Source organism: Hymenobacter nivis (assembly GCF_006439025.1).
Taxonomy (GTDB): domain Bacteria; phylum Bacteroidota; class Bacteroidia; order Cytophagales; family Hymenobacteraceae; genus Hymenobacter; species Hymenobacter nivis_A.
Genome location: NZ_RCYZ01000001.1, coordinates 122,589 through 144,515 on the forward strand (window position 1 = coordinate 122,589; position 21,927 = coordinate 144,515).

The 21,927-nt window shown below is 63.4% G+C and carries 19 protein-coding genes; 15 read left to right on the forward strand and 4 right to left on the reverse strand.

Annotation, left to right across the window (positions count from 1 at the left end):
- Nucleotides 1-48: 48 nt before the first annotated feature.
- Together EAH73_RS00435 and EAH73_RS00440 are read right to left on the reverse strand one after the other, a co-directional pair.
- Entirely contained in the window at nucleotides 49-4,548 is a 4,500-nt protein-coding gene (locus EAH73_RS00435) for a CusA/CzcA family heavy metal efflux RND transporter (protein ID WP_140464339.1), read from the reverse strand.
- A gap of 194 nt (nucleotides 4,549-4,742) precedes the next feature.
- Nucleotides 4,743-5,156 carry a hypothetical protein gene (locus EAH73_RS00440; protein WP_140464340.1) on the reverse strand — a complete coding sequence of 138 codons (414 nt, stop codon included), beginning with the start codon at nucleotides 5,154-5,156 and terminating at the stop codon, nucleotides 4,743-4,745.
- 223 nt (nucleotides 5,157-5,379) lie between these two features.
- Here EAH73_RS00440 and EAH73_RS00445 point away from each other — a divergent pair, with 223 nt between their 5' ends.
- The 7 genes from EAH73_RS00445 (at nucleotide 5,380) to ureG (ending at nucleotide 11,027) form a co-directional block, all read left to right on the forward strand.
- Nucleotides 5,380-5,985 carry an urease accessory protein gene (locus tag EAH73_RS00445; protein ID WP_140464341.1) on the forward strand — a complete coding sequence of 202 codons (606 nt, stop codon included), beginning with the start codon at nucleotides 5,380-5,382 and terminating at the stop codon, nucleotides 5,983-5,985.
- Between the two features lie 5 nt (nucleotides 5,986-5,990).
- Nucleotides 5,991-6,353, forward strand: coding sequence for a hypothetical protein (locus tag EAH73_RS00450; protein ID WP_140464342.1), 363 nt, complete (start codon nucleotides 5,991-5,993; stop codon nucleotides 6,351-6,353).
- Between the two features lie 7 nt (nucleotides 6,354-6,360).
- Nucleotides 6,361-7,098 carry an urease subunit beta gene (locus EAH73_RS00455; protein WP_140464343.1) on the forward strand — a complete coding sequence of 246 codons (738 nt, stop codon included), beginning with the start codon at nucleotides 6,361-6,363 and terminating at the stop codon, nucleotides 7,096-7,098.
- A 36-nt stretch (nucleotides 7,099-7,134) separates the two neighbouring features.
- On the forward strand, nucleotides 7,135-7,644 hold the full coding sequence (locus EAH73_RS00460) for a hypothetical protein (protein ID WP_140464344.1): 510 nt from the start codon (nucleotides 7,135-7,137) through the stop codon (nucleotides 7,642-7,644).
- A gap of 1 nt (nucleotide 7,645) precedes the next feature.
- Entirely contained in the window at nucleotides 7,646-9,361 is a 1,716-nt protein-coding gene (gene ureC / locus EAH73_RS00465) for an urease subunit alpha (protein WP_140464345.1), read from the forward strand.
- 209 nt (nucleotides 9,362-9,570) lie between these two features.
- Nucleotides 9,571-10,245, forward strand: a complete 675-nt coding sequence (locus tag EAH73_RS00470; protein WP_161599397.1) for an urease accessory protein UreF — start codon at nucleotides 9,571-9,573, stop codon at nucleotides 10,243-10,245.
- 26 nt (nucleotides 10,246-10,271) lie between these two features.
- Nucleotides 10,272-11,027: an urease accessory protein UreG gene (gene ureG, locus EAH73_RS00475; RefSeq protein WP_140464347.1), complete on the forward strand. Its 756-nt coding sequence runs from the start codon at nucleotides 10,272-10,274 to the stop codon at nucleotides 11,025-11,027.
- Nucleotides 11,028-11,033: 6 nt separating this feature from the next.
- On the opposite strand, the gene EAH73_RS00480 is transcribed toward ureG, so the two are convergent.
- Entirely contained in the window at nucleotides 11,034-11,891 is an 858-nt protein-coding gene (locus tag EAH73_RS00480; RefSeq protein WP_161599398.1) for an urease accessory protein UreD, read from the reverse strand.
- Nucleotides 11,892-12,133: 242 nt separating this feature from the next.
- Between EAH73_RS00480 and EAH73_RS00490 the strand changes: the two genes are divergently transcribed.
- From EAH73_RS00490 to EAH73_RS00515, 6 genes are all read left to right on the forward strand, one after another.
- On the forward strand, nucleotides 12,134-12,826 hold the full coding sequence (locus EAH73_RS00490; RefSeq protein WP_161599399.1) for a hypothetical protein: 693 nt from the start codon (nucleotides 12,134-12,136) through the stop codon (nucleotides 12,824-12,826).
- Nucleotides 12,823-13,824 (forward strand): PspA/IM30 family protein, encoded by a 1,002-nt coding sequence (locus EAH73_RS00495; RefSeq protein ID WP_140464351.1) that lies wholly within the window; start codon nucleotides 12,823-12,825, stop codon nucleotides 13,822-13,824. Before EAH73_RS00490 ends, EAH73_RS00495 begins: the two co-directional genes overlap by 4 nt.
- 169 nt (nucleotides 13,825-13,993) lie before the next feature.
- The gene (locus tag EAH73_RS00500; protein WP_140464352.1) at nucleotides 13,994-15,772 is read left to right on the forward strand and encodes an OmpA family protein; all 1,779 of its coding nucleotides are present in this window, start codon (nucleotides 13,994-13,996) and stop codon (nucleotides 15,770-15,772) included.
- Nucleotides 15,773-15,902: 130 nt separating this feature from the next.
- On the forward strand, nucleotides 15,903-16,679 hold the full coding sequence (locus EAH73_RS00505; RefSeq protein ID WP_140464353.1) for an ABC transporter permease: 777 nt from the start codon (nucleotides 15,903-15,905) through the stop codon (nucleotides 16,677-16,679).
- Between the two features lie 63 nt (nucleotides 16,680-16,742).
- Entirely contained in the window at nucleotides 16,743-17,576 is an 834-nt protein-coding gene (locus tag EAH73_RS00510) for an ATP-binding cassette domain-containing protein (RefSeq protein ID WP_140464354.1), read from the forward strand.
- Nucleotides 17,577-17,620: 44 nt separating this feature from the next.
- Complete coding sequence (locus EAH73_RS00515; protein ID WP_140464355.1) at nucleotides 17,621-18,781, forward strand: hypothetical protein; 1,161 nt, start codon at nucleotides 17,621-17,623, stop codon at nucleotides 18,779-18,781.
- Nucleotides 18,782-18,909: 128 nt separating this feature from the next.
- Here the strand turns inward: EAH73_RS00515 and EAH73_RS00520 are convergent, their stop codons facing one another.
- Entirely contained in the window at nucleotides 18,910-19,578 is a 669-nt protein-coding gene (locus tag EAH73_RS00520; protein WP_205012947.1) for a Dps family protein, read from the reverse strand.
- Nucleotides 19,579-19,820: 242 nt separating this feature from the next.
- Between EAH73_RS00520 and EAH73_RS00525 the strand changes: the two genes are divergently transcribed.
- Nucleotides 19,821-20,492: a response regulator transcription factor gene (locus EAH73_RS00525; protein ID WP_140464356.1), complete on the forward strand. Its 672-nt coding sequence runs from the start codon at nucleotides 19,821-19,823 to the stop codon at nucleotides 20,490-20,492.
- Nucleotides 20,493-20,494: 2 nt separating this feature from the next.
- Entirely contained in the window at nucleotides 20,495-21,874 is a 1,380-nt protein-coding gene (locus EAH73_RS00530; RefSeq protein ID WP_140464357.1) for a sensor histidine kinase, read from the forward strand.
- The last annotated feature ends 53 nt before the right edge of the window (nucleotides 21,875-21,927 follow it).

Genomic DNA, 21,927 nt, shown 5'->3' on the forward strand with positions numbered 1-21,927 from the left:
CGGATACGTAGGAGGAAGAACGGCGCCCAGCACTGGCGTGGGGCCGCATTATTTAGGGCCCTGGGCAGCGGGGATATCCGTACCCGTCAGCGCCTGTACGCTCACCACCAGGTCGTTGTAGCGCTGGGCTTGGTCGAGGTAGTTGATTTGGATTTGCCAGGCGGGCTCGGTGTTCACCACGTAGGTCACGTAGTCGATGTCGCCGGCGCGGAAGCTTTTTTCGGCCGTGCTCAGGATAAGCCGGGCCTGGGGCAGGGCCGACTGCTCGTAGTAATCGAGCGAGGCCCGGGCGCGCCGCAGCTGCAGGCGCAGCGTGCGCACCTGGGTGCCGAGCTGGCTGGTGGCGTAGGCCAGCTGGCCCGCGGCCACCTGCTCGCCGAGGCGGGCGGCGGCCACCCGCGCCCGGCCGGCGCCGCCAACCAGCGGAATGGCCAGGCCCAGCTGCACCACGCTCAGGGCCTGGTACTCGGGCCGCAGGGTTTGCTGGAAGTAGCCGGCCCGCACGTCGGGCAGGCGGCGCAGCTGCTCCACGCGGGTTTGCTGCTGGCTCACGGCCACTTGCTGGCGCAGCAGGCCCAGGGTGGGGTTGCTCTCGGGCGAAAGGGCGGCCGTGTCGGCGGCCGCGAGCGGGGCCACCAGCGCGTCGGTGGTGTCGATGGCCGCCGGGGCCCCGCTGCCCAGCAGCTGGCCCAGCAGCTGGCGCTGCACTTCTAGGTCGGAGAGGGCGGTGAGCAGGCGGTTTTCCAGCTCGCGGGCGCGGGCTTCGGCGGCCACTTGCTCCAGGCGGTTGGTTTCGCCCACCTTGTAGCGGATGAGGGCGGCGTGGGCGGCGCGGCGGTACAGGCTGTCCTGGCGGCGCAGCAGGGCCACCCGGCGGTAGCTCACCAGCAAGCCGTAGTAGTTCGAGCGGATGGCCTGCACCAGCGCCCGCCGGCTCAAGCGGGCCTGCTGCTCGGCCGTCACGCTCTGGCCCTGCAGCAGTTTGCGCTGGGCGACGTACACGCCCGGAAACGCCGCCTGCTGGATGATGTTGAACGTGCGGTCGGTCAGGGGCCCCGAAATCTGGCCGAGCTGGAAATCGACGATGGTGCGCGGCGCCTCCAGGCCGGTGCGCACCAGGGCTTGCTGCTGCTGGGTTTGGAGGCCGGCGGTTTGCAGCGACTGGTTTTGGGCCCCGGCCGCTTGCAGGGCCCCGCGCAAGTTCAGTGGCTGGCCAGCCGTCGAGCCCAGCGTGTTTTGGGCCCGCGCCGGGATAGCCAGGGCCCCCAGCAGCGCCAGCAGCAGGGCGGTGGCCACGGCCGCGGCGGGTTTGAGGGCCGGCGCCGGGCCGAGATTAGGGCCCTGCTGGGGGCCCTGGGGCGCGCCGGCGTCCGGGTTGGGGGCCTCCCCCGTTTCGGCGGCGCGCTTGGCGTCGGTGGCGGCCCGGGCGGCGTCGCGCGGGTTGGGCTCGCCGTCCTTGGTGAAGAGGCCGTAGAGCACGGGCAGCACCACCAGCGTGAGCAAGGTGGCCGAAATGAGGCCCCCAATCACCACCGTGGCCAACGGCTTCTGCACTTCGGCACCGGCCGAGGTGCTCAGCGCCATCGGCAGGAAGCCCAGCGAGGCCACGCTGGCCGTGAGGATCACCGGCCGAAACCGCTCCTCGGTGGCGCGCAGCACCCGGTCGCGCACGCTGGCCACGCCCGCGGCCGCCAGTTCGTTGAGGCTGGCCAGCAGCACGATGCCGTTCAGCACGGCCACGCCGAACAGGGCAATGAACCCGACGCCCGCCGAAATGCTGAACGGCATGCCGCGCAGCCACAGCGCCAGGATGCCGCCAATAGTGGCCAGTGGCACGCCCGTGAAAATGAGCAGCGCCTGCTTGATGGACCGGAACGAGAGGTAGAGCAGCAGGAAAATGAGCAGCAGCGACACCGGCACGGCAACCTTGAGGCGCTCGATGGCGTGGTTCAGGTTTTCAAACTGCCCGCCGTATACGATGGTGTAGCCGGCGGGTAGCTTGAGGCGCTGGCCGAGCTTGCCCTGGATTTCCTCCACCAGGCTCTGCACGTCGCGGCCGCGCACATTGATGCCGATGTTGATGCGGCGGCGGGCGTCGTCGCGCGAAATTTGGATGGGCGCGTTGCGGTAGGCCACGGTGGCCAGCTCGTCGAGCGGGATTTTCTGGCCCCCGGGCGCGTCCACGAACAGGTCCTGTAGGTTGCCCAGGCCCTGGCGGTGGGCGCTGTCGAGGCGCATCACCAGGTCATATCGCCGCTCGCCCTCGTACACTTGGCCCGCCACGTCGCCAGCGAAGGAGGCGCGCAGAATCATGTTCAAGTCGCTCACCTTCACGCCGTACTGGGCCAGCTTCTGGCGGTTGTAGGTCACGCGCATCTGGGGCAGGGCGGCAATCTGCTCCACCTTCAGGTCGCCCACCCCCGCCAGCGGGCGAATGAGCGCGGCGGCCTCGTTGGCCTTGTCGTAGAGCACGCCCAGGTCGTCGCCGTAAATCTTGATGCTCACGTCGGACTTCACGCCCGAAATCAGCTCGTTGAAGCGCATTTGGATGGGCTGCTGGAACTCCATCGTCACGCCGGGAATGCCGGCCAGGGCCGCTTGCATCTTGTTGGCCAACTCCTCGCGGGTGCCGGCCGAAGTCCACTGGCCGTGGTCTTTGAGGATGATCATCTCGTCGCTGTCTTCCAGCGACATCGGGTCGGTGGGAATTTCGGAGGTGCCGCTCTTGCCCACAATCTGCTCGATTTCAGGAAACTTGGCTTTCAAAATTTGCTGCACGCGCAGGTTGGTGGCCACGGTTTGGCTCAGCGACGAGCCCGGGGCCAGCGTCACGTTCAGGGCAATGTCGCCTTCGTCGAGTTGCGGGATGAACTCGCCGCCCATCCGCGAAAAGACGAAGCCCGCCAGCACCAGCAGCGCCACCGCCGCGCCCACCACCACCGCCCGGGCCCCCAGGGCCCAGCGGATAATGGGGTCGTAGCCGCGGTGTAGAAACTTCATGATGCGGTAGGCCACGGTGCCTTCCTCCTTGATGTCTTTGCGCAGGGCCCAGGCCGTGACGGCCGGCACGTAGGTGAGGCACAGCAGCATGGCCCCGACGATGGCGAAGCTCACGGTGAGGGCCATGGGCCGGAACATCTTGCCCTCGATGCCGGTGAGCGAGAGGATGGGGAAATACACGATGAGGATGATGAGCTGCCCGAACAGCGCCGACGACATGAGGCGCGTGGCGGCCACCTCGGTCATGTCGTCCATGGTTTCGCGGGCGGCCTGCGCGCGCTGGTGCACGAGGTGGAAGATGACGGCCTCCACCACAATCACGGCCCCGTCCACGATGAGGCCGAAATCCAGGGCCCCCAGGCTCATCAGGTTGGCCGACACGCCGAACAGGCTCATCATGCCCAGCGCAAACAGCATGCACAGCGGAATCATGGTGGCCACCACCACCCCGGCGCGCCAGTTGCCGAGCAGCAGCAGCAGCACCACCAGCACAATCACGCCGCCCTCCACCAGGTTGTGCTCCACGGTGGCAATGGCCTTGTCAATGAGCTTCGTGCGGTCGAGGAACGGGGTGATGACCAGGCCCTTGGGTAGCGTTTTTTGGATCTCGGCCACCCGCGTTTTCACGTTCTGGATGGTTTTTTCCGAGCTGGCGCCCTTCAGCATCAGCACCACCGCGCCCACGGTTTCTCCCTGGCCGTTGCGCGTCATGGCGCCGTAGCGCACGGCGTGGCCCATGCGCAGGGTGGCCACGTCGCGCACCAGCAGCGGGGCCCCGGCGGCGGCCTGCTTGATGACGGTGGCGCCCACGTCGTCAAGCGAGTTGGCCCGGCCCTCGCCGCGGATGAAGTAGGCGTTGGGGCCCCGCTCGATATAGGCACCGCCGGTGTTGGCGTTGTTGTCCTGCAAGGCGGCGTAGAGCTCGGCCACCGTCACGCCGTTCGAGGCCAGGCGGGCGGGGTCGATGGCCACCTCGTACTGGCGCAGGTAGCCGCCGAAGCTGCTCACGTCCACCACGCCGGTCACGCCGGCCAGCTGGCGCCGCACAATCCAGTCCTGCACGTCGCGCAGCTTGGCCAAGTCAAACTGCTTTTCGTAGCCCGGCAGCACCCGGATGCTGTATTGGTAAATTTCACCCAGGCCGGTGGTGATGGGCGCCATGGTGGGCGTGCCGGCGCCGGCGGCCAGGTCGGCTTCGGCGGCTTTCAGCTTCTCGGCCACCAGCTGCCGGGTCTGGTAAGTGGTCATGTCGTCGGGGAAGACGACGGTAATCACCGAGAGCCCGAAGCGCGAAATGGACCGAATTTCCGTCACGCCAGGCACGGTGCGCAGCTGCAACTCCAGCGGCACCGTGATGAGCTGCTCGACCTCCTGGGCGGCCAGCGCGTCGCTCTGCGTGATGACCTGCACCTGGTTGTTGGTGACGTCGGGGATGGCGTCGAGTGGCAGGTTGGCCGCCGAAAACCCGCCCCACGCAACGAGGGCCAGCACCATGAGCGCCACCAGCAGCTTGTTGCGGACGCTGGCGGCAATAATTTTTTCAAGCATAAAAGACAGGAACAGGGCCCCGGCGCCGCCCGTAGCGTGGACTCTGCGAGTCCGCGCGTAGGCCGTTCAACGCGCGGACTCGCAGAGTACACGCTACACCCAAACCACTAATTTTCAATGTACTGAACCACACACTACATCACCCAGGGCCCCTGACCCAACCGGGCGCACTGCCCCCGGGGGCGGCCACCGGGCTACGCTCGCGGCGGTTGCAGCAGCGAGGCGCTGGGCCGGAATTGGTAGCGCACGGCCCAGGTGCTGCGGGGCCCCGGCACCGCCCGCGGCACGCGCCGGGCCGGGCCAAACTGCGCCGCGGGCGCCACCAGAAACGCCACCGCCCCGCAGCCGTGGTGGCAGCGCAGGGGCAGGTTGTGGTGGTCTTGCCGGTGGCGGGCCGAGAGGGTGCAGCCGGTGTAGTGCACGCTGCCGGCCCCGTAGTGCTCGGCCAGAAACTGCCCCAGCGTGAGGCCCCCGCCCGCCGCCGAGTGGTGGAAGCGGTAGTGCCGCGCCAGCTCGGGCAGCTTGGCCAGCTCGCCCAGGTCGTTCTCGGGCACGCAGCTCCCCAGCAGCATCAGCAAGCTCAGGAAGAGGGCGGCGAGGCGTTTCATTGGCGGCAATACCCGGTTGGGGGCCCGATGGTTCGGGAGTAACCGCAAATTTAAGGCGTTTTTAAGGGCTTGCTCCGCACTCCCCGGGGCCCCGGCCAGCGCGCGCACCCACAAATTTTGTTTCCCGTGGCCGGGCGGCTCATCAAAAAAGTAGGGCCCTGGGGCCCCACGGCGGCCCGCAGGCCCCTATCTTGCCGGCTCACCTTGCCCCACGTGCTCCGGCATGGAAAGCCTCTTGCCCGTTGTATTTGCCTCGGTGGCCGGCCTGGGCCACGCCCTGGAGCCCGACCACGTGCTGGCCGTGAGCAACATGGTTTCGCGGCGCGACGCCCTCACCCCCGCCCTGCGCGACGGCCTGTTTTGGGGCCTTGGGCACACGCTCATGCTGGCCCTCATCGGGGCGGTGCTGCTGCTGGGGCGCGTCACGTTCCAGCACTGGGGCTACTTCGAGGCGCTGGTGGGGCTGGTGCTCATCGGCATGGCCGTGCACCGCCTCTTCACCGAGCACGCCGCCCGGCCGCCGCGCTTCAGCCGCACGGCCCACGGCTGGGCCTTTGCCGTGGGGCTGGTGCACGGGCTGGCCGGCAGCGGGGCCCTGGTGGTGCTCGTGCTCACCGAAATCCGCAACCCCTGGCTGGGCCTGCTCTACATCGTGGTGTTCGGCCTGGGCTCGGTGGCCGGCATGTTCGGCGTAGCGGGCCTGCTCAGCATCCCCTTCACCCAGCGCATGCGCCTGAGCCGCCGCCTGCGCCGCACGTCCGTCTGGCTCTCGTCGGTAGTGTGCATCCTGTACGGCGGCTGGATGGTGTATAGCAATTTAATTGTCTAGGCAGCATGGAAGATTCAGAAGCTATTCAGAGGATTTCCAAAGACTTAAATTTAGGTTCTAGGGCAGATGACTATGGGGATTGGGGAATAATAAACGCTGATTACAAAAGAACCTCCGAGTTTATAGCCTACTTCAACGATACTAGAGCTGAAAACTTCGATGACTGCGAATTGATAGAATTAATAATTGCTTCGTTTGAAGAAGCTTTATTTAAGAAGTACGCCGATACAGAAATGAAAAATTCTTTTCAAGAATTTATTCAGTGGATCGTCAAAGAGAAAGTTTGCCCTGATACAATCGAGTACTGGAGAATGAGAAGCTTAGGTAGTAAATCTCACCCACTCTGTGCTTTTTTAAAAAACAAATAATTCCCCCATGCACCTCGCCCCCAAAGACCTCGACAAGCTGGTGCTGCACCAGGCGGGCTTCGTGGCCCAGAAGCGCTACGCCCGCGGCCTGCGCCTCAACTACCCCGAAGCCGTGGCCCTCATCGCCACCCAGCTGCTCGAGTTCATCCGCGACGGCGAGCGGGTAGCCGTGCTCATGGACAAGGGCAAGCAGCTGCTGGGCCTGACCGACGTGCTGCCCGGCGTGGCCGACCTCGTGGGCGAAGTGCAAGTAGAAGGCACCTTCCCCGACGGTACCAAGCTCGTGACCGTGCACCACCCCATCTGCCGCGAGCACGGCGACCCCGCCCTGGCCCTCTACGGCTCGGGCCTCGCGCGCACGCCCCGGGCGGGGGCCCCCGACACCACCGTCAACGCCCAGCCCGGCGAATACCTGCTGGCCGACGGCGACATCATCCTCAACGAAAACCGCCCCACGGTGGAAATTGAAGTAATAAACATGGGCGACCGGCCGGTGCAAGTCGGCTCGCACTACCCCTTCTTCGAAACCAACGCCGCCCTGCAATTCGACCGTGCCGCCGCCTACGGCTTCCGCCTCAACATCCCGGCCGGCACCGCCGTCCGCTTCGAGCCCGGCGAACGCAAGCGCGTCACACTAGTAGCCCTCGCCGGCGAGCGAATCGTGTATGGTGGAAACGGTTGGATTGACGGGCAGTTGGATGAGGAAGGGAAGAAGCAAGCGGCGCTTTTAAAAATTAAAAAGTAGCTCCCAGAATTATATCAGGTTCTTGTAATCTGCAACATGGAAAAGCTGATACATAAAATTAATAATACCCTAGCCCAAGCACTTGGAGTAGCGTTTATTAGCTTATTTATTATTATCATTCTACCTGTCATTCCATTCCTTCTAATTCACTCTCATTTCAGCAATAAACAGTTCAAGAAGGATTACAAGTTGTTTCTAGAACGTATGAATGGCACTTGTTTCTTTTGTTATAACAGTCGCAAAAGCAGTATTGAATTTGCCAGAGAGGTTATTGTGCCCGGATTAGATCCTTCCGTTCACGTCGTTTTTGTAGATGGGAGGAAAGTGAAATATGGCGCAGATAGCCAATATATTTCAACAATGCTTTACAGCATTAAAGAACGAAAAGGCTTTCCATATCTGCTAAAAATACAGGACGCACAAGTAATTGACACTTCGATTAATAACCAGTTTTATAGTGTCATGATCGGACGAAAACCAGTAGCGCCACTTCTAGAAAGAATTAACGCTTTTTTTATTTCCGCGCCAGCCATTTCACTAAATTAATATGTCCCTCCCCCTCTCCCGCCGCGCTTACGCTGAAATGTATGGCCCCACTACGGGCGACCGGGTGCGCCTGGGCGACACCGACCTGCTGATTGAAGTCGAGCGCGACTATTGCCAGTACGGCGAGGAATGCAAGTTTGGCGGCGGCAAGGTGCTGCGCGACGGCATGGGCCAGGCCGCCGGCATCCCGCAGGCTGGGGCCCTGGACTTGCTCATTACCAACGCGCTGGTGCTCGACTACACCGGCATCTACAAGGCCGACGTGGGGGTGAAGGCCGGGCGCATCGTGGGCATCGGCAAGGCCGGCAACCCGCACATCATGCCCGGCGTGACGCCCGGCATGGTGGCCGGCGTCACCACCGAAGTGGTGGCCGGCGAGGGCCTCATCCTCACCGCCGGGGCCATCGACTGCCACATCCACTTCATCAGCCCCCAGCAAATCCCCGAGGCGCTGGCCTCTGGCATCACCACCATGGTGGGCGGTGGCACGGGGCCCGCGGCCGGCACCACGGCCACCACCTGCACGCCGGGCGCGTTCTACCTCGAAATGATGCTGAAGGCTACCGAGGCCTACCCGCTCAACTTCGGCTTCCTGGGCAAGGGCAACACGTCGAAGCCCGAGGGCCTGCGCGAGCAAGCCGAGGCCGGGGCCCTGGGCTTCAAGCTGCACGAGGATTGGGGCACCACGCCCGCCGCCATCGACCAGTGCCTGGCCATCGCCGACGAGTACGACGTGCAGGTGTGCATCCACACCGACACGCTGAACGAGAGCGGCTTCGTGGAAAACTCCACCGCCGCCTTCAAGGGCCGCACCATCCACGCCTACCACACCGAGGGCGCGGGCGGCGGCCACGCCCCCGACATCATCAAAATCTGCGGCGAGCCCAACGTGCTGCCCTCGTCCACAAACCCCACGCGGCCCTTCACGGTGAACACCCTGGACGAGCACCTTGACATGCTCATGGTGTGCCACCACCTCGACCGCAACATCCCCGAAGACGTGGCCTTCGCCGAGAGCCGCATCCGCGGCGAAACCATTGCCGCCGAAGACATTCTGCACGATATGGGGGCCCTGAGCATCATCAGCTCCGACTCGCAGGCCATGGGCCGGGTGGGCGAGGTCATCACCCGCACCTGGCAAACGGCCCACAAAATGCGCCAGCAGCGGGGCCCCCTGCCCGAAGACGCCCCCGGCCGCCACGACAACTTCCGCGCGCGCCGCTACGTGGCCAAGTACACCATCAACCCCGCCCGCGCCCACGGTTTCGCCGACGAAATTGGCTCCGTCGAGCTGGGCAAATTGGCCGACCTCGTGCTCTGGAAACCCGCGTTTTTCGGCTCACGCGCCGAAATGATCATCAAGGGCGGCGTCATCGTGCAATCGCAAATGGGCGACGCCAACGCGTCCATCCCCACGCCGCAGCCCTCGTTTTCGCGCCCCATGTTCGGCTCCTACGGCAAGGCCGTGGGCCCCACATCCATGGTGTTCGTCTCGGCCGCCTCGGTGGCGCACGTGCAAGCCAACTACGGCCTCACCAAGCAAGTAGTGGCCGTAAAAAAATGCCGCAACATCGGCAAGAAAGACATGGCCCTCAACGACTACCTGCCCAACATCGAAGTAGACCCCGAAACCTACCGCGTAACAGTGGACGGCGTGCACTTGACCTGCGAACCAGCCGAGAAATTACCCCTGGGACAATTGTATAACTTGTTTTAGGAGCAGTTTCTATTATTAGTGTCACAGTTAATCTTTTGTCATGTTGATAATCTTTTGTCATGCTGACGAAGGAAGCATCTTTTCACGATTGAACAATACGCTAGCAACGACGCAGCCCTAATAAGATGCTTCCTTCGTCAGCATGACGAAAGATTATTGTGATAGCCAGTTATAGCGACACCAACCAATCAAAAGCGCCTATTTAAATCTTGTCCCAATTCGTCCGCCTGCTGCACCTCGTCGATTCGGCCTTGCCCACCGGCTCATTCGCCTACTCCTACGGGCTGGAAAGCAGCCTCACGTTCGGGCTAATTGATACGCCCTGCAAGCTCCGCAACCACCTCTACGCCTATTTGCAGCAAGTAGCCAGCCTGGAAATCCCCTTTATTAATTCCTGCTACCTACTACCCGAATACTCGGACGAAATGCGTGAAATGGCTGCCGACTACGACGCCCTGCTGCTGGTGCCCACGCTGCACCGCGCCAGCATCGTGCAGGGCAAAAACTGGCTGAAACTATTAGCCACGTTTTACCCCGAAGCCAAATTAGCAGAAATAATTAATTGGTTCGGGGCCCAAAACCTACCGTTGCATTTCACCCTCAGCTTCGCCCTCACGCTGCGCCGGGCCGGCTTCGCGCAAACCGACTTGCAAGCCGTGTTTCTGCACATGGCTCTGCGCGACCAGCTCAGCGCCGCCGTGCGCCTGGGCTTTTTAGGGCCCCTGGAAGGCCACCAATTGCAGCACGATTTCTACACCGTATTCGAGCACCTGCTGGCCGCGCACGCCGGCCACGACTACACGCAAGCCACCCGCTCTGCGTTCATGCTCGACGCCGCCCAAGTGCTGCACGAAGACATTTATTCCCGGCTTTTTCAGAATTAGTTTTCTAGCGCTAATTAATTACCGTCATGGCTTTTGTTGACAAACTCGCCCTGCTGCTCCACGGCCACAGCCACGAAGCTTACGACTCGCCCGGCGATTTTCAGGCGCGCGAGACGCGGCGGTTGCCCAGCTACCGCGACTTCCGCAAGCGGGCCTTCACGGTGGGCATCGGGGGCCCCGTGGGCACGGGCAAAACGGCGCTGCTCAAGGCGCTGTGCGAGCGGCTGCGCAACGAATTCGAGCTGGGCGTGGTCACGAACGACATTTTCACCCGCGAAGACGCCGAATTTCTCATCGGCCACAGCGCCCTCACACCCGAGCGCATCGTGGGCGTTGAAACCGGCGGCTGCCCCCACGCGGCCATCCGCGAGGACATTTCCGTGAATATGGACGCGCTGGAAGGCCTCATGGTTAAGTTTCCGGCCCTCGATTTTCTGTTCGTGGAAAGCGGCGGCGACAACCTGGCTGCCCACTTCAGCCGCGAATTGGTGGACTACTCCATTTACGTCATCGACGTGTCGGGCGGCGACAAAATCCCGCGCAAAGGGGGCCCCGGCATCACCCAGTCCGATTTATTAATAATTAATAAAATCGACCTCAAGGACCTCATCCGCGCCAACCTCGGCGTGATGGAGCGCGACTCGAAGCGGATGCGCGGCGAGGGGCCCTTCCTCTTCGCCCGGGCCCTCGACGGGTTCGGTTTGGATGAGATTATCGGCCACATCCACGCCGCCAAGGCCCGCGCTTTTGCCGCCGTCAGCCCCGAGCGACGGCCCCGGTAGCGCTTATTAGTATTTCCGCGCCAGCGGGTTATACCCCAAAAAATCCTCGCCGGCCAGCGTTTGCAGTAGGTGGTGGTAGATGAAATCCGCGTCTTGGCGGTGCAGGGCGCCGGCGCGCAGCACCACCACACCCGGGCGCGCCTGGGCCACGGCCACCACGCAGGCGCGCCCGGCTAGGCGGAAGTGCGGGTCGTCTTGCACCGGCATTTTGAGGGCGTGCAGGGCCCCGGCCAGCGCGGCGAAGCGCGGCTCCTCGGGGGCCCCCACCAGGTACACCGTGAGCATGGTTTCGTAGCGGTCGAAGTTGGCGGGCGCGGTGGCGATGTGCTCGGCGGGGTTGAAGACGAAGCGGTCGAGCACCAGCGGCCGGCCGGCCACGCGGATGCGCGTTTCGGACGTAAACTCATGAAAGGCAAACCGTTCGCCAAGGTCGGTGCGGCCGGCGGCCCACCAGTCGGCCAGCAGCAGCAGGGCCCCGGGGGCCAAGTCCCAGCGCTGGGTTTGGCGGTAGCGGCTGCCGGCCTGGGGCACCACGGGGTCGGGCAGCACGGCGGCCAGGGCCCCGGCTTCGAGGGTGCCGGCGAAGTGCTGCGCCGCCCACTGCCCGTCGATGGATTTAAAGACCTTGGTATTGGCTTGGGTGCTGAGGCACAGGCGCGTGCCGGCCCCGCCGTGGATGCGCAGGCGCAGGTCGTCGCCGGCCACCAGGCCCCCGCCGTAGCTGGAGAGCACCACGTGGCAGGCCGCGTGGGCCGCGCCAGGGTTGAGGATTTTAAGCGGTTGGAGGCTTTTGCTGGCCACGAGGCGCGCGCGGCCCTGCACCTGGGCCACGGCCAATTCGCTCCATTCGGCGGGGGTACTCATCGGGGCAAAGTAAGCGGGCAAACCGCCGCCGCCGGGGCCCCAGAAACGCATTTTCCGTTGCGGTTATGAAAAAACGGGATTTTCATTATGAAAAAATAACGCCTTTTTGCGGCTGAAATTTAATTTTATAATTAATTATTTTACTGAATATCAATTGCTTAAATAATTAATTAAGCGCTGGCCAGCGCGCGGCATCTGGATTGGCAATAGGTGACCATCCCCCACCAACCGCTGCTTCCGCCATGCCCCTGTTTGATAACCTCGCCAAAGCGGCGAAGGATTTCTTTGTCGAAGACGACGCCGCTGCGCCGGCCGCAGCAGCCCCCGCGCCGCTGCCTGCCCCGGCCCCGCTCACGGCCGGCCCCGCTGGGGCCCCCGTGGCGGCCGAGCAGCGGCACATAGACCACGTGGCCCAGCTACTGGCCGACGACCACGACTTCGGGGCTTACCTGAAAATCGTGAAGAGCCTGACCGGCGGCGGCATGGCGGGGCCTCTGCTCTACCAAACGGCCTTCAACGCATACAGCGCCGTCACGGGCCACGACCTGCCCGCCCTGCTGGCCTCGGCCGACCGCCTGGCCCAAACCCTGGCCGACGACCGCGCCCGCGTGCTGGCCCGCCACCGCCAGAAGCTGGGCGAAACCGCCCCGCCGCCCGGCACGCCGCCCAGCGCCCTGGCCCAGCTCGCCGGCCAGGAAGCCCAGCTGCAAGCCACCGTGGCCGACCTCACCCGCCAGCTGGCCGAGCGCGGCCAGCAGCTGGCCACCGCCCAGCAGGCCCTGGCCGCCGAGCGCCAAAAGGCCCAGGGGGCCCTGGCGTCCTACGAGGTGGCGCAGGCCGCGGCGGCGGCCGAGGTACAAACGCACCGCCAAGCCACGCAGTCGTTTCTGGTGGCCCCTTCTTCCGATAAACCTTTAACTACCAACCAACAATGAACACGCTGCCCGTTTTTTCTTCTTCCTCTGAGCCCACCGGCCTGCCCAAGTGGCAGCAGCCCGAAAAGGTAGCCGGCTGGGTAATGCTGGCCGGCCTGGGGGCCGCCGGAGTCTACGGCTGGGGCTACATCGTGCCCTTCCTGGTGGCCATGGTGTTCGACACCGTGCGGCTGGGCATTGGGCTGGGGGCCCTGTTCGTGCTGTTTTTGCTGGGCACCAACAAGCGCATCCAGGCCGGCTTTTGGTACGCGGGGCAGCGTATTTTGCGCACCGCGGCGGGCATTTTCGTCAACACCGACCCCATCGGCATCATGGAGGACTACATCCGCACCACCGAGCAGGAGGCGCGCAAGATGGACGCCGAAGTGGGCCACATCGAGGGGGCCCGCGAGCTGGTGCAGCGCAAGCTGGCCGCCAACGCCGCCCAAACCCGCGAGTACCTGGCCCTGGCCGACGCCGCCACCCGCCAGGGCGAAAAGGACGCCGCCGACAGCTACGCCAGCCGCGCCGCCCAGCTCCAGGACTACAGCCAGCGCCTGCAGCCCATGGCCACCACCACGGCCAACGTGAGCGTGGTGATGCGCCAGATTCTGAAAGCGGCCCTGCGCCAGATCGACGCCAGCAAGTTCAAGGTCAACCTTTTGAAGGACGAGTATGAGCTGGTGAAGCGCACCAGCTCGGGCATGCGGGCGGCGATGAATATCCTGCGCGGCGACCCCGACAAGAAGTACTTCTTCGACCTGGCCACCGACCGCGTGGCCCAGGACATGGCCCAGCAGCTCGGCCAAATCAAGCAGGCCATGCGCTACTCGCAGGAGTTCGTGAAGGAAATGGACATCCAGAACGGTGTGATGAGCGCCCAAGGCCAGCGCTTGCTGGAGAAGTACCAAAAAGGCGACTTCAACGCCCTGATGACCACCGACAAACCCGCTGCCCAACCCGCCGCTGCCACCCTAAAAAAAGCTTCCGATGATGCCTATTCTAGCCTGCTTGACTAGCTGCGCCCTGGGCCAGCTCGTGCTGCTGCTACTGGGCTGCTAGCGGTGTACCGCCAAGCTGTGCTTGGCCTTGCCCCAGGGCCCCCAAGGCAGCATACGCAGGGCCAAGCACAGCTTGGCGGTACAGCCAGGGGCCCTTTCTCTTCAACTTCTTTACACTTTCCCTACAATGACAACCCGCGGTAAAATCGTTATCGGCGCCTTGCTCGCCGTACTCCTCTACTTTGGCATCAACAAACTGGTGGCCAGCGGTAGATTCTTCAAACCGGCCGAAACCCAGTCGGTGCTGCTCAGCTCGATTGAGCTGCCGGCGGCCACCGGCGGGGCCCGCACCAACCTGGCCGTGCCGCTGGCCCCGCTGCCCGGCACGGCCCCGGCCGAAAAAGGCACTGCCCTCACCTGGGAAGTGATGGCTTGGAACAGCCAGATGGCCGCCATGCTGGCCAACGGGGGCCCCCGCACCACGCAGGGCTCGGCACTGGCCGCCAACGGCTTGGACGTGCAAATCAACCGCCAGGACGACGTGGCCAAGATGCAGGCCGACCTAGTGAAAAACGCCCTCGACCTGCAAAGCAACCCGCAGGCCCCGGGCTTGGTGGTGAGCATTATGGGCGACGGCCTGCCGGCCTTCTCGGCGGTGCAGGCGCAGCTGGCCAAGGCCGGTACGGGCCTGGCCGTCATCCCCTACAGCGTGGGCAAATCGTTTGGAGAAGACAAGCTGATGGGCCCCAAAACCTGGCTCGACAACCCCAAGGCGGCGCTGGGCAAAACCATTGCCTGCTACCTGCGCGACGGCGACCAGAACATAGCCCTGAAGTGGTGCGCCGACAACGGCCTGAAGGTCAACCCCGACGAGACGACCTACGACCCGCAGGCCGTGAACTTCATGGCCGCCGCCGACTTCCTGGCCGCCGCCGAGAAGTACATCGTGGGCAAGCCCGAGAGCCGCGCCCAAGTTATTAACGGCCGCAACACCGGCACCCGGGTGGACGTGGTGGCCGACGCCGTGGCCACCTGGACGCCCGGCGACGTGAACATTGCCAAGCAGAAGGGCGGCCTCGTCAACATCGTGTCCACCAAGGACTACTCCAACCAAATGCCCAATATCATGGTGACCACCAAGCGCTGGTACGACGCCCACCCGCAGCAAGTGCTGGGCCTGATGACGGCCCTGGCCGTGGCCGGCGACCAAGTAAAAAGCCACCCCGAAGCGTTGAGCCGCGCCGCCGACATTTCGGCCCAGGTGTACGGCGACCAGGACAAGCCCGGCGCCTACTGGCTGAAGTACTACAAGGGCACGAGCGAGGCCGACCAAACCGGCGAAGTGGTGGAGCTAGGTGGCAGCAAAGCCTTCAACTTCAGCGACAATCTGGCCTTGTTTGGCTTGGATAATGGCGGCACCAACATCTACGCCGCGGTGTACAAAACCTTCGGCGACGTACAGAAGAAGCTGTACCCCAAGGAGCTGCCCAGCTACGTGCCGCTCGACGCGATGCTCGACCTGGGGCCCCTGCGCAAGCTGCAAGCCCAGTACCAGGGCAAGGCCGTGGCCCCGGCCGAAACGCCCAAGTTTGCCGCCGACGATGAAATCAGCCGCCGCGTGAGCCAGCGCGTGTGGGACATCGAGTTCAACACCGGCCAGAGCACCTTCACACCGGCCGCCCAGCGCCAGCTCAGCCAATTGTTTGACGACCTCGTGGTGGCCGGCCGCCTGAAAGTGGCCGTGCACGGCTACACCGACAACGTGGGGGCCCCCGCCCAAAACCTGCGCCTCTCCGAAACTCGCGCCCAGGCCGTGGCCCAGTGGCTGGCCCAGCAGAGCGCCAGCGCCTTCCCCGCCGGCCGCGTGCAAGTGTACGCCCACGGCGCTGCCGAGCCCGTGGCCCCCAACGCCACCGAAGCCGGCCGCGCCCAAAACCGACGCGTCGAAATCGTACTGGGCAATTAATTAACTGTAGCGCGGACTTTGTAGTCCGCGGCTCTGAACGGTCGCCGCACGATTATCGGCAGGACGAAGCGAGAGTCGCGGACTACAAAGTCCGCGCTACAGTACGCCCCACCCTAAAACCAACTTCCCAATGCACGCGCTTTTCACCCCCAATGCCCAGCCGCGCCGCACGGTGCTGGCCACGCTCGTCGGCACGCAGGCGGCGGTGCTGCTGGGCCTGTGGGCGTTTTACCCGCTCCAAATCTTCCCCCGGCTCGGCGACGTGCTGGGGGCCCTGGGCGACCTGGTGACCACCCAGGGCCTGGTGCCGGCGCTGTGGGCCAGCATGGTCACGGCCGGGCAGGCGTTGGCGGGGGCCACGGCGCTGGCGCTGCTGGTTTCGTACTGCACGGCGCTGCCGTTTTTCCGGCCGCTGGCGTTCGTGGCCTCTAAACTGCGCTACCTCACGCTCACGGGGCTCACGTTTTTCATGGCCCTGCTGCTCAGCTCGGGCCACCAGGTGAAGCTTTCGGTGCTCACCTTCGGGGCCACGGTGTACCTCGTCACGGGCATGACGCGCGTGATCCTCGACACCACGCAGGAGGAAATGGACCACGCCCGCACGCTGGGCCTGGGCGAGTGGCGCAGCTTCTGGGAAGTGGTGGTGCGCGGCAAGCTGCCCGCCATGCTCGAAGTGGTGCGCCAAAACTTCGCCATCGTCTGGACGCTGATTACGCTGGTCGAAACGCTCTACCAGTCCGAAGGCGGCATCGGCCTGCTGCTCTACAAGCAAAACCGCTACCTGCACCTCGACGGCGTGCTGGCCATTCAGCTCGTCATCCTCGCCACCGGGGCCCTGCAAGACTACGGCTTTGAGGCGCTCAGAAGGTGGATTTTCCCCTACGCCGCGCTGGGCACCGCGCGGTAACACCTCCCTCCCCCATTCCCGTGCGCGGCCCCGTAGCGGCCGCGCTACCTTCTACTCACTGCTATGACGCCTTTCCCGCATACCTACAAAGCCCCGCTCTTGACGCTGGAAAACGTCTCGATGCGCTTCGGCTCCGAACTCGTCCTGCGCGACCTCAACGCCCAGGTACTCGACGTAATCCGCCCCGGCATGAGCCAGGGGCAAGTGGTGGGCATCTACGGGCGCTCGGGCATCGGCAAGTCGGTGCTGTGCCGGCTGCTGGCGGGGTTGGGGGCCCCCAGCGCGGGCACCGTGCGGGTGGGCGAAGCCCAGCAGCCCGTGCGCGCCGGCGCCGTGGGCTACGTGCAGCAGCGCTACCCGCTGTTCAACCACTACTCGCTGGCCGACAACCTATTGCTAGCCGCTCGCCGCAAGCACGCCCCCGCCGACGCCCTGGCCCACGTGGACGTGTACCTCGACCGCTTCGGCCTGGGGGCACACCGCCGCAAGTACCCGGCCCAGCTCTCGGGCGGGCAGCGCCAGCGGGCGGCCATCGCCCAGCAGCTGCTCTGCTCCGACCACCTCATCTTGCTCGACGAGCCCTTCTCGGGCCTCGACGTGGCGATGATCGACGAGGTGAAGAAGATCATCATCGAAGTCACGACCCTCGACGAGCTGAACACGGTGCTCATCGTGTCGCACGACGTCGCCACCACCACCGCCCTCGCCGACCGCCTCTGGCTGCTGAGCCACGAACGCGACGCCGCTACCGGCCAGCTCCTGCCCGGGGCCACCATCAGCCCCCGCCACCAGTACAACCTGGCCGATACCGGCCTAGCCTGGCACCCCAACGTGGAAAGCGAACCCGAATTCGCGCAGTTCGTGGAGCACTTGAAGGATGAGATTCGGGGGAGTTAGAATCAGTGGTTCCTCCTGCAGACATTTGCTTTAAACGCCTAGAAATGACTACCAATCAACCTATGGAAGCTGACAAAATTTTCGAAGACAAGGAGCGTACAGATTTCAATTTTGCCAATCATTTAGATGACCTATTTAACTTCTATGATAGAAGTGCGAAACCGGAGTTTACTAAAGTTAGAGACATTATCAATGAGTGGTTCGTCGATTACCCTCAAAGTGAAAAGAGTGAACTCAAAACTAGGTTCAGAAAAGCCTTTTCACCTGCCTTCTTCGAGCTGTTTATTTATCAACTATTCACAAAACAAGGATTCACACTTACGCCTCATCCTCAAATACAAGGAACTGATAAGTCGCCTGATTTTCTCGCTGAAAAGGGTGACATAAGTTTTTATATTGAAGCGAAAGAAGCAACAGATACATCTGATAGTGAAGCAGCCGTAAATAAGCAGGTTAATGCTATTTATGATGCCTTATCGAAGCTTGATATTCCTAATTATTGGCTCTTTATTGAGAAATTAAAAATCAAGAGCACTCAGCAACCTAGCAGCAAAAAGACAGTTGAATACCTTAAAAGGCAATTACCTGACTACATTTCAAATATCGTTGCAGCAGACATCCAATTATCAGATTGGAGCAGCGTTATTCCACTCGTAGTCGACAGGGCCGATGTTAAATTAGTTGTAAGACTTTTCCCAAAATCTGCAGAACATAGCAAAAAAGAATCAACGCCAACTATCGGTGGATTACCGGGAGGCAGTGGCTGGGGATACCCTGAAGAAGAACTAATAAAAAGCGCAGTACATAAGAAGGCATCTCGCTATGGTGAACTGGATAAGCCTTATTTAATATGTATCAATGTATTTAGCCGCCTCGGCATCACTGATACTGGAGTAAAAAATGCTCTTCTGGGATCCCTAGTTGATTCATTACCGAGTAATCCTAATAGTCTTCATTTTCAAAGGAAACGTGCCGAAAATGGAGTATTCTATTCGGAGTCAGGTCTAACCAAAACGCGAGTTAGTGGCATTTTTGTAACCAGCGTCTTTCCTTCTAATGTTGACGTTGCGCATCATTGGCTAGCAAAACACCCATGTGGAAAAATGGAATTAGATTTTACTGCACTCAAACTAAGTTATCAGGAATTTGATGGCTCTCATTGGCAGCTAATTCCAGGTCAGGGTATTGCAGATATTTTAAAATAGTTACAGCGTAAGTCAACCAGCGTAAAATACCCAACGGTACGCGCTAATTATTAAACGGGGCGGGTGCGCTGCGGCTACCTGCCGCAATGCACCCGCCCCGTTTACTATTCCTGGGGGCCCTAAATGGCTTATTGCATGTGCACGCGGAACTGCCACACTTGCTTGTCCAGGGCGTAGCTCAACTCCTGCAACTGGTTGGATGTCACTTCGTCAATCTTGCTCTGGTGGTCGATGCGCTGGCGCACGCGCTTGGCCACAGTGGTGATGCGCTCGGTCATGAGGATGAGCACTTGCTTGTCGGTGAGGTAGCCGCCGGGCATGTCGCCCAGGTTGGCGGTGGCGGCCACCACGGCGGTGCGGCCGTCGATGGGGTGGCCCACTTGCAGCACGCGCTCGGCCAGGATGTCGGCGTACTTGCGGTACTCGTCGGCGTTTTCCTGCAGCTTCTCGTGCAGCGGCAGGTACAGGGGGCCCCGCAGGTTCCAGTGGCACTGCTTCGAGTCGTGGAACAGCTCCAGCAGCTCCGCCACCGTGGCTTGCAGGTCGTCGGTGACGGGCTGGCGCTTGTCGGCTTCCACCGGAATCTGGGCGTCGGCGGCCGGGTTGCGGTAGTCGAGCTTGCCGTTGGCGTCGGCCGGGGGCGTGGCGGTATTGTCGGGGGCGGTGGGGGCCCCAGGAGCCACCGGGGCAGCTTGCCCGGTGGGGGTCCGGTTGGCGCGGCGGGTTTGGGCGGTGGCGTGCTGAGGGGCTGCGGCGGCCAACAAGGCTACCGAAGCCGCGAGGAGGTACACTTTCATAAAAATGAAAAAAGAAGAAATTGGGCCGGCGGTAGGGCCCCGGGTGGGGCCGGCGTCTCCGGCGTGAGGGAATGCGCTTTCAACGGCCTCCAGCCTTAGGCCTCGCTTAGCAATCGCTTAAAATTGCCTTAAGACCACGCCTGGGGGCCCCAGGGTGGCGTTTATAACGGTGTACTTGCCGTTTAAACATTACCGGGCGCCGTGCGTTGCGGGGCTGCGGGGGCCTGGCCTTTTCTATTCTTATGCGACTATTAATAATTGAGGACGAGCCCGGCATTGCCCGGTTCCTGAAGCAGGGGCTCGAGGAAGAGGCCTTCGCCGTGGACGTGGCCGGCACGGGGCCCGCCGGCCTGGCCCTGGCCCAAGCCCAGCCCTACGCCCTGCTGCTGGTGGACTGGATGCTGCCCGGCCTGAGCGGGCTGGAGGTGTGCCAGCAGCTGCGCGCCGCCCACAACCGCACGCCCCTCATCTTCCTCACCGCCCGCGATGCCGTGGCCGACACCATCGCCGGCTTGCAGGCGGGGGCCAACGACTACATCAAGAAGCCGTTCCACTTCGAGGAGTTGCTCGAGCGCATCCGGGTGCAGCTGCGGGCGCCGGGGCCCCCGGCCGCGCCCGAGCGCTTCCAGGTGGGGCCCATCGTGCTCGACGTGGCCACCCACCAGGTGCACAAAGGCGGCGAGGAAATCATGCTCACCCAGAAAGAGTTTGCCCTGCTCGAATACCTGCTGCGCCACAAGGGCAAGGTGTGCCGCCGCCAAAGCATCATTGAAAACGTGTGGGACATCCACTTCGAGTACAACACCGGTGTGATTGACGTGTACATGAACGCGCTGCGCAAAAAGCTCAAGCTGGGCAAGGAAGACGAGTACCTCCAAACCATCCGCGGCATTGGGTACGCCGCCCGCGACTAGCCGTGGAGCTGCGTTTCAAAGACCGCGTGGCCCTGCACTACGTGCTGGCCACGGCCGCCCTGGTGGCGGCCGCCTACCTGCTGGTGTTCGGGGTGGTGCGCCACCGCGTGTACACCGACCTCGACGCCAACCTGCGCTTTGAGGCCGCCAAGCACATGGGCGAGCTGACGGTGACGGGCCGCACCGTGCGCTTCTCGGACAAGGGCGAGTGGGAGGAGCGCGAGCACCGCGAGGTGCAGGTCGACCCGGTGTTCATTCAAATAAACGACTCCCAGGGCCGGCTGCTCGACCGCTCGCCCAACCTCAAGGCCGAGCAGCTCACCTTCGACGCCACCCCGGCCGGGCGCACGCCGCTGAACTCGGTGTTGCGCGGCAAGGCCATCCGGCAGGTGCAGGTGCCCATCGTGCAGGATGGGGCCCCGGTGGGCTACCTCATGGCGGCCTTGTCGTCGGAGGCCGCTCAGCACGTGCTCGACAGCTTGGCAATGGTGCTGCTGGGCTCGTTTCCGGTGGTGCTGTTGGCCCTGTTTGGCAGCGCGCGGCGGCTGGCCGGGCGCAGCATCGCCCCCATCACGCAGATGACGGCCACCACGGCCCGCATCACGCGCGACAACCTGGCCGAGCGCATTGCCCTGCCCCCGCGCCCCGACGAGCTGCACACGCTGGCCAGCGCCATCAACGGCCTGCTGCACCGCGTAGAGCAGGCCGTGGCCCGCGAAAAGCAGTTCACCGCCGACGCCTCGCACGAGCTGCGCACGCCGCTGGCCGTGCTCCGGGGCACGCTGGAAGTGCTGGTGCGCAAGCCCCGCACCCCCGCCGAGTACGTCGACAACATCACGCTCGGCATCCAGGAAATTGACCGCCTCACGCACCTCGTCGAGCAGCTGCTGCTGCTGGCCCGCTTCGACGACCACACCCCCGGGCCCCACCGCCAGGAACTGGCCGTGCGCAGCAGCGTGCACGACGTGCTGCTGCGCCACCGCGGGGCCCTCAGCGCCAAGCACATCCGGGTAGACGTGGAAGAGGGCCCCGCCGACGCCATCGCCTCCGACCCGTACCTGGTGGACCTGATTCTGGACAACGTGCTCAGCAACGCCATCAAGTACTCGCCGGCCGGCTCCACCATTGCGGTGGGCCTCGCCCAGCAGGGCCCCCAGCTCGTGTGCACCGTGGCCGACCAGGGCATCGGCATTTGCCCCGCCGACCTGGCCCGCATCTTCGACCCCCTCTACCGCTCCAACGCCCTGGCCCACAAGCACATCGACGGCACCGGCCTGGGCCTGTCCATCGTGGCCAAGGCCTGCGCCCTGCTCGGCATCGAGCGCACCGTGCGGAGCGAGTTGGGCCAGGGCACGGTCTTCACGCTAGTATTCCCAGCCTAGGGCCCCGGGCGGCTTTTAGGCCAACTGGGGAAACGCAAAACGGTCATGCTTCG

Bases quoted from the DNA above. Each gene is read 5' to 3' on its own strand.
- EAH73_RS00435 (WP_140464339.1), bottom strand. From the start codon at position 4,548: ATGCTTGAAAAAATTATTGCCGCCAGCGTCCGCAACAAGCTGCTGGTG.
- EAH73_RS00440 (WP_140464340.1), bottom strand. From the start codon at position 5,156: ATGAAACGCCTCGCCGCCCTCTTCCTGAGCTTGCTGATGCTGCTGGGG.
- EAH73_RS00445 (WP_140464341.1), top strand. From the start codon at position 5,380: ATGGAAAGCCTCTTGCCCGTTGTATTTGCCTCGGTGGCCGGCCTGGGC.
- EAH73_RS00450 (WP_140464342.1), top strand. From the start codon at position 5,991: ATGGAAGATTCAGAAGCTATTCAGAGGATTTCCAAAGACTTAAATTTA.
- EAH73_RS00455 (WP_140464343.1), top strand. From the start codon at position 6,361: ATGCACCTCGCCCCCAAAGACCTCGACAAGCTGGTGCTGCACCAGGCG.
- EAH73_RS00460 (WP_140464344.1), top strand. From the start codon at position 7,135: ATGGAAAAGCTGATACATAAAATTAATAATACCCTAGCCCAAGCACTT.
- ureC (WP_140464345.1), top strand. From the start codon at position 7,646: ATGTCCCTCCCCCTCTCCCGCCGCGCTTACGCTGAAATGTATGGCCCC.
- ureG (WP_140464347.1), top strand. From the start codon at position 10,272: ATGGCTTTTGTTGACAAACTCGCCCTGCTGCTCCACGGCCACAGCCAC.
- EAH73_RS00480 (WP_161599398.1), bottom strand. From the start codon at position 11,891: ATGAGTACCCCCGCCGAATGGAGCGAATTGGCCGTGGCCCAGGTGCAG.
- EAH73_RS00490 (WP_161599399.1), top strand. From the start codon at position 12,134: ATGCCCCTGTTTGATAACCTCGCCAAAGCGGCGAAGGATTTCTTTGTC.
- EAH73_RS00495 (WP_140464351.1), top strand. From the start codon at position 12,823: ATGAACACGCTGCCCGTTTTTTCTTCTTCCTCTGAGCCCACCGGCCTG.
- EAH73_RS00500 (WP_140464352.1), top strand. From the start codon at position 13,994: ATGACAACCCGCGGTAAAATCGTTATCGGCGCCTTGCTCGCCGTACTC.
- EAH73_RS00505 (WP_140464353.1), top strand. From the start codon at position 15,903: ATGCACGCGCTTTTCACCCCCAATGCCCAGCCGCGCCGCACGGTGCTG.
- EAH73_RS00510 (WP_140464354.1), top strand. From the start codon at position 16,743: ATGACGCCTTTCCCGCATACCTACAAAGCCCCGCTCTTGACGCTGGAA.
- EAH73_RS00515 (WP_140464355.1), top strand. From the start codon at position 17,621: ATGACTACCAATCAACCTATGGAAGCTGACAAAATTTTCGAAGACAAG.
- EAH73_RS00520 (WP_205012947.1), bottom strand. From the start codon at position 19,578: ATGAAAGTGTACCTCCTCGCGGCTTCGGTAGCCTTGTTGGCCGCCGCA.
- EAH73_RS00525 (WP_140464356.1), top strand. From the start codon at position 19,821: ATGCGACTATTAATAATTGAGGACGAGCCCGGCATTGCCCGGTTCCTG.